The sequence below is a fragment of the Rhodococcus sp. B10 genome, assembly GCF_011770055.1.
Classification (GTDB): Bacteria; Actinomycetota; Actinomycetes; order Mycobacteriales; family Mycobacteriaceae; genus Rhodococcoides; species Rhodococcoides kyotonensis_B.
The window spans coordinates 183,039-196,849 of record NZ_JAAFYV010000005.1 but is presented as its reverse complement, the minus strand read 5'-3'; the positions used below and the strand labels follow the sequence as shown (position 1 = coordinate 196,849).

The following is a 13,811-nucleotide window of genomic DNA, read 5'->3' as shown; positions in this document are numbered from 1 at the left end:
TGCTCGAGACCGACACGTGGGAGGAAAGAATTCGGGTTCCCTACGCTAGCCTTCGTCAGGTGACCGCGGCGAGCACCATCGACGAACTCGTCGACGACCTCTATCTGCAGCGAGGGCGAGCCTGGCAGGCGGCGCTCGTGACTGCTCAGAACTTTCTCGAGACCATCGCCGACGAGATTCTCGACAACGTGGACCGAGACCGTCTCAACGCAGGAACCGCACGCATCAAGGATCCCGCACGTGCCGCGGACAAACTGCGACGCAAGATCGCCGAGGGACGTATTGCTCCGCCGACCGACGTCGACGATGTCGTCGACGCGCTCGGCGATCTGATCGGAATCAAGGTTCTGTGCAAGAGTCCCCGCGATCTTCACGCCTTCGTCGACGCGTTGGAGGCCGCGTGCCACGACCCCGACTGTTCCGTGCGGTTCGCCAGAGAACCGATGGACTACGTCGAATTCCCCAAGCCGAACGGATATCGCGCCTATCACGCGATCTTGCTCGTGCGGGTAGCCACGCATCAGGGTGACCTCGACGTCAAGGTCGAGGTTCAGGTGAAGACGCGGCTGCAGGACGCGTGGGGCGAACTGACGCACGAGGACATGTACAAACCCGGTGAGCCGCTGAAGGCGTCGAAGAAGCATGTCGACCGCGCACGGCAGATGGCGGAACTTCTGCTGCAGGTCGATCTGATGGCCGATGAGCTTGCAGCGCAACTGGATTCGCAAACGGCCGTGTCGAGCGATCCGGTCGCCGAGCCGACGCCGGTGCCGAAGGATCCGGAGATCATCTCGGCGCGTGTGACGCGGACGGGCCCGAGATACGCCCTCGCCGTCGGGCCCGACGGCAGGCGCGGACTCATCCCTGCTCGTTCGGTCAAGGCCGTCATCGGCGTCAAGGATCGCATCGCCGTCGACGACTATCTCGAGGTCGGCGACGAGGTGCGTGTCGTGGTCGAGGACTCCGAAGACGCCCTCTACTACCATCTTTCGTCGCAACCCCCGTCACGACGGTCACGCAGACGACGGAGACGAGCCGAGCAGGACGCCTGACCGGTCGTCAGATCACCTCGCGTTTGGCGGTCTTCTGTGTGGGCACGCGGCCGTCGAAGTACCGCAGAAGCGACTCGTCGTGCGCATCCGGGTACCAGCCGGGAGCGATACGTGTCTTCGCCCGCCCGGTGGCCCGACGCTCGCTGCCGACCACCATCACCAGGAAACCGGCGATGACCGCAACCGAGGCGACCGCCACGATGGTGATCACGACGATCTGAAACAGATCCATCTACTTCCCCCGCCCTACGCACGCGCACGATCCTGTGCTCACCGAAGCGCCCCCGCCGACTCCCCATCGGCCCGAATTCTCCGCGCCATAGTGACACATCTTCGATGCGAGGGTGCCCGATCTGGACATCGAAGGACCGATCACCCCTTCTACCTGCGATTCTCAGGTTCGTCCTAGGTCCGTCCGGTAAACAGCACTCTTTGTGACAGCCACCGAAGCACCCCAGCTCACGACGGCCGAACCAGAACTTGTTTCGCCGTCCGTCGGTACGCCCGGACGCCTTCTCACCGCCGATCGCGTGGTGCCTGCTGCAGCGTTCGTGCTGCTCGCGCCGCTGTACGCGATGTTGTCGGTCATGGGACACCGCCAGTTGCGGACGTCCGGCTTCGATCTCGGCATCTTCGTTCAGCAGATCTCGTCGTACGCGGAACTGCATGCCCCGACGTCGAATCTGCTCGGTACCGGGTACAACACCCTCGGAGATCACTTCTCCCCCATCACTGCGCTGCTGGCGCCGGTCTATCGGGTCTTTCCGTCGGCCGAGACGCTGTTGGTCGCCCAGGCCGTGCTGTTCGCGGCTGCGGCAATTCCCTTGACACGCTGGGCGGTCCGTGAATTCAGCACGGTTGTCGGCGTCGTCGTGGCCGTCGCGTACGGGTTGTCGTGGGGAGTACAGGCTGCGTTGAATTTCGACTTCCACGAGATCGCGTTCGCGATGCCGTTGCTTGCCATGTCGATGGTGTCTCTCGGGCAACGCAAGTGGCTGCCTGCGCTGTTGTGGGCGCTACCTCTCGTTTTCGTCAAGGAGGACATGGGTCTGACGGTCGCCGTCATCGGCGCCCTGGTGGCGTTCTGGACCGTAGGCCGCAACCGCCTGCTCGGCCTGCTGACCATCGTGTGGGGCCTCGGCTGGCTCGTTCTGGCCGTCAAGGTCATCATTCCGTTGCTGAGCAGCAACGACTCGTACGGCCAGGGTTCGAAGATGCCGCCGCTCGGATCGGGGATCGCAGACACGGCCCACGGCTTCGTCGACGGGGACTCCCGCGCCGCCACTGCGTTTCTTCTGTTGGCCGTGACCGCCTTCGCGGCGCTGCGGTCGCCGCTGCTGCTCGTCGCCGTTCCCACCGTCGCGTGGCGGTTCCTGAGCGACAACTCCAACTTCTGGAAACCGATCTTCCACTACAACGCGATCCTGATGGTCGTCGTGTTCGCGGCACTCGTCGATGCTGTCGCTCGTAGTCGACGCCACGGACAACTGTCGTTGCGGGGTCAACGCACGATCTTCACTGCGGTCGCGGCCGTCGCACTCGTCGCGCTGCCGTTCCTACCGATGGCGCGCCTGGTCACTCCGGACGGCTGGCGGATCGACCCGCAGGCTGTCGAGACCGCCGAGGTCGCACGCATGATTCCCGACGACGAGGCGATCGCCGCGTCGAACAACCTCGTTCCGCAGTTCGTCGCGACGCACGATGTCTCGGTGTTCCCACAGCGATCGACCGATACGACGACGCCCGACTGGATCGTCGTCAATCGCGCGGATCCCGCCGGATGGCCGACGGACGCGAAGGGCGATGCGAAAGCCGTCGACGCGGCGTTGGTGTCGGGTTACGTGGTCCGATCCGAAGCCCACGGCATCGAAGTTCTGCAGCGGGAACAGCCGTAGTCGCGGCCGAATCGAGATCACCGAGCCGGCCGACCTGCGGAACCGATTGTGACGTGCACCGAGGTCGACGAGAAAATGCCGGACAACACACAACGTTCCCAGACGCTGTGGCCACCGGTTCAGCCCCTACACTGGATAAGTTGTTTTCGCAGTGGCGCTGGGTGAGACCAGCTGCGACGAATACGGTAAGGCGGGACGAGACATCGACGCACGACGGGAAGCACAGGGGGCAACCAGGACGGTCGACCGTCCGAACAGCGACGTCGCGCCGGAGGCACCTGCGGCCACGCCTGCCAGAGCCGCCTCGAAGCGCTCGCCGTGGAACCGCAAGAACCCGTACCGAGCGACGGTGCTGGCCAACAGTGTCCTGTCCGGCCCCGAGTCCACCAAGGAAGTACGGCACTACGCGTTCGCGCTCGGTGACAGCGGCCTGAACTACGAAGTCGGCGACGGCCTCGGTGTGAAGCCGGTCAACAATCCCGAACTGGTCGACGCGTTGATCGGCCGTGTGGGCGTGTCACCGGATACGACCGTCGCCGTGAAAGGCGCCGAACAACGACTCGACGAGTTGCTCACCCATTCGTACGAGATCGGCGTTCCGTCGATGGATCTCCTCGAAACGGTTGCCGAGCGCACCGGCGACGACGAGCTCTGCCATGTCCTGTCGACCGGAGACCGCGAAGCACTCGACGCGTGGACCTGGGGTAAGGACGTCCTCGACGTGCTCGCTCTCGACGACAAGCTGGCGCTCGAACCGGCGGAACTGCTCGGCCTCCTGCGACCGCTGCAGCACCGCGTGTACTCCATCTCGTCGTCGCCGCTCGCGCACGAAGGCACCGTGCATCTGACGGTGTCGAGTGTGCGCTACCGGTCGGCCGCGCGCGATCGCGGTGGTGTGTGTTCGACATTCCTCGCGGACCGAGTACCCGAGGGCGCAACGGTAGGAGTGTTCCTGTCGGCCAACAAGTCCTTCCGGCTTCCCACCGACGACGATGCATCCGTCATCATGGTCGGGCCCGGCACCGGCATCGCGCCCTTCCGCGCGTTCCTGCACGAACGACGTGCGCGTAACGCGTCGGGACGCAACTGGCTGTTCTTCGGCGACCAGCATCGCGGCAGCGACTACCTCTACGAGGACGAGCTGGACGGCTTCTCGCGCGACGGTGTGCTCACCAAGCTCGACCTCGCGTTCTCGCGCGATCAGAACGAGAAGATCTACGTCCAGCATCGGATGCACGAGAGCGGCAAGGAACTGTACGCCTGGCTCGAAGAGGGCGGCTACTTCTATGTCTGCGGCGACGCGACGCGCATGGCCAAGGACGTCGACGCCGCGCTGCACGATGTCATCGTCGAGCACGGTGGGCGCACATCCGATCAGGCCGACGACTACGTGGCCGAACTCAAGCGTGACAAGCGCTACCTGCGCGACGTCTACTGAGTCCTCGTCCCCCCTGCTCGCCACCGCGAGCGCCTCACGCTTTTTGTCGGACCCACCGGCTATCTTCACTTCTGCTGGACTTCGAGAGTGCACACGGTGATCGACGAAGGAGCGCATGTGGGTGCTGGACGTGAAGGCCGCGTCGGCGGGTTCGACGCGGGGTTCGACGCGGTCGTGTCGGATGCATGGCATCGATTCGAGAGCAATCTCGCGGTGCACGTCGCGACCATGCCGGAGGGCACCTACATCACCATCACATCGGCCCAGGCATCACATGGCCAACGTGGTCAGCGCCCGTACGTCGACGTAGTGGCGGTCGACGCCGAGCGCATGGTGTGCGTCGCGGCTCTCCCGTCCTACCTGTATCCGGAAGACCCGGACCGCGACGCGTGCGATCGCAGGCTGCACGGCCTCGGATGGTCCGAGCCCGGCCGGCCGACGGTCGACGGAACGGTCATGGACTGCACGCTCGACGGCCCACGAGACGAGGCCGACCTGCTCGCAACCGTCGCAATTGCCACGTTCCGTGAAGTCTGGAACGTCCCGCATCCGTCGTTTCTCAGCGCGTGGACGGTCGGCCCCGGCGAAGAAGGCAGCGGCCCGGTTGCGCTGACACACGTCACCGACGACGTCCGTCCTCGTGCAGCCACCACGCGATCCGTCACACCGTCGGTCGACTCGCTGCCGACCCCCCTTCGGTCGCTGCACACCTTCTGCGAGCTCGTCGGATCGATCGTGGACTCGGCGACCGTCAGATCGGTCTGCGGCACCGCCGATCTGCGCGAACTCCGCATTCTCGCCCGCGCTCATGCCCGCGAATGCGCAGAGCACGCCGACCGTTGCCGCACCGACGGATCCGAGATGTCCTCGCGGGTGTGGCGGCGCCAGGCCCGCTCGTGGTCGCACACTGCGGACAGCCTGCGGGTCGGTGGCAGCGCCACCTCGTCAGGGCCGGACAGTGCGGCGAAGTCCGCTGGCTCGTAGCACCTGACGTTCGACGCCCGCCCGCACCGCGGCTTCCGTACCGATGATCCGCACGTGTCGTCGGGCGCGGGTGATCGCGGTGTACAGCAGCTCTCGCGTCAGCAGCGACGACGCCTGAGCCGGGAGCATCACCGAGACGGTGTCGTACTGGCTTCCCTGGCTGCGGTGAATCGTCATCGCGTACACCGTCTGCACCGACGACAACACGTTCGGATGGACCAGTTGGGGCTGCGAACCCCGCTGAAAAGCTGCCATCAGGGAACCGTCGCCGACGTCGACCACCACTCCGGTATCACCGTTGTAGATCCGCGCCTCGTGATCGTTGGCCGTGACCAGCAAGGGCTGACCTGCGTACCAGCGGGCGGGATCGAGAAAAGCGCCCGACGCCTCCCCCACCCATTCCATCGCCCGGCGTGCCCAGTCCTGCACGCCGAACGGGCCCTGCCGATGCGCACACAGCAATCGATGCGACTCCAGTCTCGTCAGCGCATCCGACGCGGCACCTGCGCGCGCAGCGTCGGTGACCGCGGCTGCGGTGCTCAGGATGTCGGCGTGCAGGGCGTCCAAGTCCGTCGGGGCGTGGAACGACAACTGCTCGTGGCCGCTGTCGAGCAACGTCATCACGTCGTCCGGCCGACCGTCGCGCACGGCGACGGCGAGCTCGGCAATGGCACCGCCGAACCGTCGCCCACGGCTCAGCCGGACCACGCCGCTGCTCAGACGGTGTCGCTCGACCGGCGCCAGCGCTGCCTCGTTCGGGTCGTCCTGCGCGTCGAGGTCTTCGGCGATGACGTCGGCGAGCGCCGGATTCGTGGTTGCGCGCACGGGTCGCGCCACGAGATCGGCCAGCACAGCGCCTGCATCGACCGACGTCAGCTGATCGGGGTCGCCGACGAGGATCAACCGGGTATCGGCTCGGACGGCCTCGAGCAGTCGAGACATCATCGTCAGCGACACCATCGACGTCTCGTCGACGACGATGACGTCGTACGGCAACCGGTTCGACGCGTTGTGCCGAAATCGGCTCTTGCTTCCTCGTTGCCATCCGAGCAACCGGTGCAGGGTCATCGCGGTCAGACCGTCGGGGAGCCCGAGCTCCGCCGACTGCTCGGTCACCGATTCCTGCAGACGAGCCGCGGCCTTGCCGGTCGGCGCTGCGAGACCGATACGGATCGACGGGCCGAGCTGGCGCACGAACATCGCGAGGATTCGCGCGACGGTGTGTGTCTTGCCCGTTCCCGGACCACCCGCGATGACGGCAGTCCACTGTGTCGCCGCGAGCGCTGCGGCGATCCGCTGGCGATCCGGCGCTGGAGTCGGTGCACCTGTAGCGTCGACGAACAGCGAATCCAGTTGCGCGCGAACCACTTCGGCGTCCACGCTCGGCCGGGTGAGTCCCCTGCTGTCGAGCACGTGCCGGATGGTGCGCTCCTGCAGGAAGTACCGATCGAGGTAGAGCAGCTCACCTTCGTCCGTGTCGACCAACCGGAGTGGCCGCAGCGGACCCCGTTGTCCGCCGACGACGAGTGGACTCGCGCGCAGCGCGGCCAGCACGTCGGCCAACTCGGGCCACGGCAGGGCGTCGACATCGATGTCGGAATCCTCGTCGACCGGAATGTCGCGCAGCCGGTGCAGGTCGAGGCAGACCGAGCCGGATCGTACCGCGCGGACCGCGAGCGCCGTCGCGAACATGACGTCCTCGGACGATTCTCCCCCGAGAGCGGCGAGCCGCAATGCGACATGGACATCCGCGGCCGCGAGCACGCCCGCTTCGTTGAACACACGCAGCCGGCCCTTGGCTCGCTGCACGAGTTGCGCGTCGATCATGATGGTTCGACTCCCGCCAATAGATCCGATACCGATGTCACGAGTTCGACGGGTGGGTTCCAGTCGAACACACCGCAACCCGCCGGGGTCTCGGGACCGACCATGCCCCGGACGAAGTGGTACTGAACACCGCCGAGATGCCGCGTGGGATCGTATCCGGGTTGGCGCCATCGCAGATACCGATGCAGCGCAACGGAATACAACAACGCCTGCAGCGGGTAGTGCGACCTCAGCATTTCCTGCGCCATGCGTTCGCGGGTGAAATGCATGACCGTCAGATCACCCCGCGACAGTCTGTTCGTCTTGTAGTCGACGACGACGTACCTCGGACCGGCGATGCGCAACACCGAGTCGATGCTTCCGGTGAGATATCCACGCAGCGGCGAGGATTCGAGGTGCTGGAGTTGCTCGGCGTACGAGGAGAGCGCATCGTCGGACGGCAGGTGTTCGCGCATCAGCGCAGCTATGCCGCGAAGGGTGACGATCCTCGTGACGGGGTCGTCGCCACCTGCCAAAGGAAGTTCGAAGTCCAACTCCGCCAGGTGGTCCGTCGGCGCGATGTCGGCGAGTGTGCCGAAGCCGAGCGGTGTACGCAGCACCGGCAGGAGCGCGTCGGCGAGCGCGCGCGGGTCGATGTCCGCGAGACGCTCGTCGACGGCCTCGGTGCATCTCGCAAGCACCTCGGCGTCCAGATCGACGGCCGACGTGTCGAGATGCTCGAGGATCTCGTGCACCAACGTGCCGAACGCCGCACCTGCAGGTAGTCCGTTCATCGGCGACGGTATTCCGTCCAGTGCGTCGTCGATCGGCGGCGCTTCCTCGGGTTCGTCGTCCTTGACGGGCGATTCCGGTTCGCTGGAGACACCCGGCGCGTCGTGCGCCGACGCCGTCAACGCCGAATACGACGTCCGACGCCACTGCATGTCGAGCGTGCGGCGGAATGTCGCGGCATCGAGTTCGATGCCGGCACCTGCCGACGTTGCCCGAATCGGCCGCGGCGACGCTCCCCGCGTGGCTTCGACCGAGATCAGTCCCCCTGCCGATCCGGCCCAGGATTCGAAGAGGTGTCCGACGGCGGCGTCGTCGGGCACCTTCGACTTCTCGTCCGGTTGAGCGATGCCGGGAACGCGCGCGAAGAGCAGCCGATGGAGCGGGGATGCCGATGTCGAAAACGAGGGCGCCCACCACAGCACGACTTGACACTGTGCACGCGTCAACGCGACGTAGAGCAAGCGAAGCTCTTCCCCGGCTTCCTCTTTGTCCGACAGGAGTTTTCGCGCAGCATACCCGTGTCCGGTGCGCCCACCGACGTCCAGAACGCGGCGACCGTCGTCATCGTGCAGCAGCAGGGTGCTCGGGTAAGGATTCTTCGCCGCGTCCCAGGCGTACGGGATGTAGACGATCGGGAATTCCAACCCCTTGCTGGCGTGTACCGTCGCCAGTTGGACGGCGGCCGCGTCGCTGTCGAGCCGCCGACTGCGATCGGTGACGCTGCCCGACGCAGGATCCTCGATGCGGTCGGTGAGCCATCGCGTCAGCGCGCTCGGACCGAACGATTCTTCCACCGCCGCACGATTGAGCAGCTGCGCGACGTGTCGGAGATCGGTGAGATGGCGCTCCCCGGAACGTAATCCGAGCAGGCGCGCCTCGAGACGCGTCTCGGACGACAACTTCTCGAACACGGCAGCGAACCCGGCCTGCGCGAACAGCATTCCGTATTCACGCAGGCTGGTGCTGACGTCGGCCACCGCATCGTCGCCGCCCTCGTCGAGAGTCTTCGCGGTCCAACCCAGTAGCGGGGTCAGCGCGGCGAGACGCACCCGATCGGATCGATGCGGCTGCTCCAACGCTTGCAGGAACCACAGCCACTGCGTCGCACTCGGGGTCTCGAAGATGCTGGAGCCACCGGCGAGAACGGACGGCACTCCCGCCCGATCCAACGCGTCACGCACCATCGCGATCTGCCCGCGGTTTCGTGTGAGTACGGCGATGTCACCGGGTTCGACGGCGCGTCCCGACGCATTCAGCGTCAGTTGCGTCCCGGATTCGAGCAGGTCGACGATATCGGCGGCGACGTCGTCGGCCACGCGATCCCGCAGCACACCCACGACGGGAAAGCCCGCTCGGCCCAGCGGACCGGCCCCAGTTCTGGGCAAGTAGCGCACCCTCAGCGGCGGGGCGTCCGCCATTCGTGACCCGTCGTTGCTCGATCCGACGGGGTGGACGACGATGTCGTCGTGGCCGAGCGCGGCACCCGCGTACACGGTCTCGAGCGCCTGCAACAATCCGGAGTCGCTGCGCCAGTTGGTTTTCAATTCGAGATGCCGATCCGCGACGGCGACGGCGTCGAGGTAGCTGAGCACCTCGGCCCCGCGGAAGGCATAGATTGCCTGCTTGGGGTCACCGACCAGAAGCAGCGTCGACGTCCCGTGGAACGCGCGTCGCAAGATGTCCCACTGCAGCGGGTCGGTGTCCTGGAATTCGTCGACGAGGACGACTCGGAATCGCTCCCGCACTCGGGCACACGCGGACTCGCCGTGTTCGGGGTCCGTCAGTACGCCGTGGAGAAGGCCGAGCAAGTCGTCGAAATCGCGCACTCCGGCAGCCCGTTTGCGCCGCTGCACCTCCGCGCGAGCCTCTTCCGCGATCAGAACTCGATGCCCTGCCTCGAACTCCTCGCCCGGTTCGGGAACCAGCCGAGCTTGCCTGTCCCGTACTGCCTGCCGCGCCACTTGCCGCGCGTCGGCCGGTCCGATCGGCGGGTCGAATTCGGACCGGGCGTACCGCCGCAGATAGATGTCGTCGACCACCTCGGCGGTCAGGTCGTCGACGGCTTCGACCAATGTTGCCTCGGGCTCGCGCTCTCCGGCGATGCCGAGACCGTCGAGCATGCGTTGACAGAAGCTGTGTGTCGTCGCGATGGTGCCCGAGTCGAAGTCCGACAGCGCCCTGACCAACCGGAGCCTACGTACGGAGACCTCGTGCTCCGACGCGTCCGCCAGAAAGCGAACGAGCGCATCCGCGTGCGTCGACGCCGACGGATCCTGCAGCGCTGCAGCCACTTCCGCGAAGCGATTGCGTGTCCGCTCGCGCAGTTCCTGCGTCGCCGCACGCGAGAAAGTCACGAGCAGCAACTGCGAGATGTCTGCGCCGCCCTCCGCGACGTACCTGGTCGCGAGACCGACGATGGCATAGGTCTTGCCCGTTCCCGCGCTGGCCTCGAGCACCGTCGTGCCGGTGGGCAACGGTGCGAGCAGATCGAAGTCGTTCACGGCTGCCCCTCGGTCTCGGCGGCAAGAAGCGGACTCCACAGCTGACATGCGACCGTTCCGAACGCCGTCGTCTCGTCACCCCATCGCGGCAGGTCAGGACGGGGCGGTGAGTCGGAAACGGCCGTGAACGGGGCGCCGGCGTACACGTAGCCGATGCTCTTGTCGGTGACGTCGCCGAACTTGTCGTTCCAGGCTTTCTCGGCGGCGTCCATCGCTTCGTCGTGAGAGGCACCGCGACAACGCCTCTCTGCGTACGCAGCCGACGCAGCAGGACCGACCGGCAATGGGCTTGCCAGTCCGGCGTCGCGGAGTCGAACGAGCCGTTCGAGTTGGTCCAGAGCATCCATCGGCGCGTCGATCGTCGACCGCCACGCTGCACGACGACCCGGTCCTCGGCCGGTGGTGACGGCCGTCCACCGACGTGAATCGTCCTGAACCTGCGCGGCGAGCACCCGCACCCACGCGGCGATGCGATGTTTCGCTGCCAGCCGCGAGTACGATGTCCTGGCAATCGTGCTGCCGTGAATTCCGGTGACGGTGCCGGTGATTCGCCGCCCCGATTCGAGACGGATCGAGATGTCGAGAACGTCCGGATCACCACCGTGCACGTCTTCGGCGACCTCGACCAGCGCATCGACACCCCGCGTGATGTCCTGCAGCTGCGCCTCTCCGAGTGCGAACGGCGGCAGCGTTCCCCGACGCCACTCCGCAGCGCGGAAATCCTCGACCCGAGTTCCCGCCAGCCTCTCGGCCAACATCCGGTCGCCGATGTCCCACTTCTGCAGCCCGTCCAGCGCGACGGTCAGCGAGTCGGACACGTCGTCTTCGAGATCAGGCACTCGAATTCCGATGCGCTGCTTCAGAAATGCCGCGATCGGATGCTCGACGAAGGCGATGAGTTCGTTCAGATCGATGTCGTCGGATTGCCTCGGTGGCAGAGGAGCGTCAAGGAATGCCGGTGCGGGTACGGGTTCCTGCTCCGCTGCACGCGCGCCGTCCAGCGCTGCACGGTCGTAACTGAGGGGTGCGCGCGGGTCGAAGTTCCGCGCGTCGAACGGCTGCAGCGGGTGCCGACGCACCACGTCGGCGCCGGCCGTGGTGGAGACGACGTCGAGCAATTCGCTGAGCGGAATCGCGGGCGGCTTGACCATCCCGGTCACCGGGTCGGCGCCCGTGTAGAACAGCAGCAACTTCTCGCCTGCCGACATCACCGCGTCGAGCAACAATTGGCGGTCCTCGCTGCGAACGTCGCGTTCACCGGGAGCTGGATTGCGGGCCATGATGTCGTCGCCGTCGACGCCACCCGCGCGGGGAAATACCTCGTCGTCGAGACCGAGGAGCACGACGACCCGGTGCGGAACCGAGCGCATCGGCACCATCGTGCACACGGTCAGCTCTCCGGTACGGAAGTTGGCACGCGACGGTCGTCCGGCCAGCGCCCGCGTGAGCATCGCGCGCACATCGGCCAGCCGGAGTTCGGATTCGTCACCGTGCTGGGTCGCGTCGTGCAGTTCTCGAAGCGCTTGTGCCCGTTGCCATGACTGAGCACTGGTCGTGTCGGTGAGCAGGTCGAGCGCACGCACGAGAGCGGTTCGCCACCTCGCTGTCGCCTGCGGCCCCTGCAGATCCCGCACGACGACGGCGAGCCTGTCGACGAATTCCGCAAGTCTTCCGGCGAGATCGATGTCGTTGCCGTCCACGTCGTCCAGCGGAAGTGCAAGGTCGAGCCATTCGTGCGCGGTCTCGTCGGCGGCGACGCCGAGCAGCAGCCGGTCCATCGCGAAATTGAAGGTGTTCTGACCGAAGTCGCCCAGCCCGTATCTCGTGCGTTGGCGCGAATTGATCCCCCACCGCGCACCGGATGCCTGCGTCCACTCACGTAGCCGTTCCAGGTCGTCGTCGGTGAACGAAAACCTCAGTCGCACAGGCTCGAAGGCCGCGAGGTCCAGCACCTGACTTGCCGTGACCCGGTCGACGGCAAGGTCGAGCAACGCCGCGACGACTGCCAGCAACGGGTTGGTCTGCCGCAAACCGCGGTCGGCGAGACGAACCCTCAATTCGTGTCCCGGATGTCCGAGCCCACGCTGTCCGAACGTAGCCCGCACCAGCGGCGCATAGGTCTCGACGTCGGGGCACATCACCAGAACGTCGCGTGGTTGCAACGTCGGATCCTCGTCGAACAGGCGCAGCAGGGATTCACGAAGTACTTCCACCTGTCTCGGTGCGCCGTGGCAGGCGTGTACCGCGATGGTGCCGTCCGGTTCCGCGGAACGGGTCGGCGTCCGGTCGTGTGCGATGTCGGACTGCACCCGCCCGAGCAGCGTCGCACGCGTCGCGTCGTCCGGCACGACGGAATGATCGATCGCGACGTCGAGACTCGTGAGTCGCCCCTGCAGTTCGCGAACATCACGTGCCAGGCTCGACAGCAGGGGATGCGACACTGCGACGGCCGACCGGTCCTCGCGCCGACGACGCGGTCGGGGCGCCGCGGTCAGACCGTCCCACATCGCAGGGCTGGGATGCGGAATCCACATGTGGACGTCGCGTCGATCCGCTATCGCGGCGATCACCCGAAGCTGATCGGTAGTCAGGCGGGTGGGGCCGAAGAGCGAGATTCTTTCCGGCAAGTCCAGAACCGACGGATCGGCAACGAGCGCAGCGCAACTGGGCTCCAACCGTTCCGCCGGACTCGGCGAATCGATCCGTGCCCGCACCGCCCGCCACAACTCCGCCTGCCAGAGAAGGTCCGGCGTCAGCGATGCACGCAGCCCGTCGGTGTCGACGCCTGCAGCCCAGTCGACGAGCATGGACGGTCGATCGGCGGCGTAGCTTCGGAACAGATCGGCCAGGTGCGCCGCGGTGGACCAACGTCGTCCCGCTCGCTCCTCGTCGACACCGTGGCCGAGATGGGCAGCCAGTACCGAACACCACGGCTGCCCCAGAGACTCGTCGACGAGTTGCAGAATCGTCCACAGCATCCGGCCTCTGGCCCAGGGGTCCTGGTCTGCGTCGAGTCCGTCGACCGCAGCAAGAGCCTGATCGACAAGTGTTGCGGGCGAGGGAAATTGGATGTTGGCGGAGATTCCGTCGGCCTTGGACGAGCCGAGCGACATCGACAGCCGTTGCGTCAACCACCGCTCGACACCACGTGCAGGCACGGCGACGACCTCGGCGACGAAGGGATCGGCGAGCGGGGTGGACAGAACCTCGACCAGCCCGGAGGCGAGCGCGCTGGACCGTGCCGCGCGATGAACCTTCAGTACCAACGTCGTTCCCCGCTCTCCCGCTTCTCCCCGATCCGGCTACTTGACCCTACTCGAGGCACCGACATACTCTCGACGCG

General features: G+C 66.2%; 7 protein-coding genes and 1 pseudogene. 4 read left to right on the top strand and 4 right to left on the bottom strand.

The genetic code is table 11. The annotated features are described in order from the left end of the window. Nucleotides 1–59 precede the first annotated feature (59 nt). The gene (locus RhoFasB10_RS05480) at nucleotides 60–1,052 is read left to right on the top strand and encodes a S1 RNA-binding domain-containing protein (protein ID WP_068427211.1); all 993 of its coding nucleotides are present in this window, start codon (nucleotides 60–62) and stop codon (nucleotides 1,050–1,052) included. Nucleotides 1,053–1,059: 7 nt separating this feature from the next. Here RhoFasB10_RS05480 and RhoFasB10_RS05475 read toward each other — a convergent pair whose 3' ends face one another. Beyond that, nucleotides 1,060–1,284, bottom strand: coding sequence for a DUF2510 domain-containing protein (locus RhoFasB10_RS05475; protein ID WP_068427164.1), 225 nt, complete (start codon nucleotides 1,282–1,284; stop codon nucleotides 1,060–1,062). 202 nt (nucleotides 1,285–1,486) lie between these two features. On the opposite strand from RhoFasB10_RS05475, the gene RhoFasB10_RS05470 reads away from it, so the two are divergent. From RhoFasB10_RS05470 to RhoFasB10_RS05460, 3 genes and pseudogenes are all read left to right on the top strand, one after another. After that, on the top strand, nucleotides 1,487–2,947 hold the full coding sequence (locus tag RhoFasB10_RS05470; RefSeq protein ID WP_346764357.1) for a DUF2079 domain-containing protein: 1,461 nt from the start codon (nucleotides 1,487–1,489) through the stop codon (nucleotides 2,945–2,947). 75 nt (nucleotides 2,948–3,022) lie between these two features. Beyond that, a pseudogene (locus tag RhoFasB10_RS05465) lies at nucleotides 3,023–4,385 on the top strand (sulfite reductase subunit alpha). A 117-nt stretch (nucleotides 4,386–4,502) separates the two neighbouring features. Beyond that, on the top strand, nucleotides 4,503–5,369 hold the full coding sequence (locus RhoFasB10_RS05460) for a hypothetical protein (protein ID WP_206030543.1): 867 nt from the start codon (nucleotides 4,503–4,505) through the stop codon (nucleotides 5,367–5,369). Here RhoFasB10_RS05460 and recD read toward each other — a convergent pair. Genes recD through recC form a run of 3 tightly spaced genes read right to left on the bottom strand, consistent with a single transcriptional unit; the run spans nucleotide 5,331 to nucleotide 13,734 of the window. Beyond that, the gene (gene recD / locus RhoFasB10_RS05455) at nucleotides 5,331–7,196 is read right to left on the bottom strand and encodes an exodeoxyribonuclease V subunit alpha (RefSeq protein ID WP_167675507.1); all 1,866 of its coding nucleotides are present in this window, start codon (nucleotides 7,194–7,196) and stop codon (nucleotides 5,331–5,333) included. The genes RhoFasB10_RS05460 and recD overlap by 39 nt on opposite strands. Continuing rightward, nucleotides 7,193–10,516, bottom strand: a complete 3,324-nt coding sequence (locus RhoFasB10_RS05450) for a UvrD-helicase domain-containing protein (RefSeq protein ID WP_167675505.1) — start codon at nucleotides 10,514–10,516, stop codon at nucleotides 7,193–7,195. The genes recD and RhoFasB10_RS05450 overlap by 4 nt, the downstream gene beginning before the upstream one ends. Further along, complete coding sequence (gene recC / locus RhoFasB10_RS05445; RefSeq protein ID WP_167675503.1) at nucleotides 10,465–13,734, bottom strand: exodeoxyribonuclease V subunit gamma; 3,270 nt, start codon at nucleotides 13,732–13,734, stop codon at nucleotides 10,465–10,467. Before recC ends, RhoFasB10_RS05450 begins: the two co-directional genes overlap by 52 nt. Between the last annotated feature and the right edge of the window lie 77 nt (nucleotides 13,735–13,811).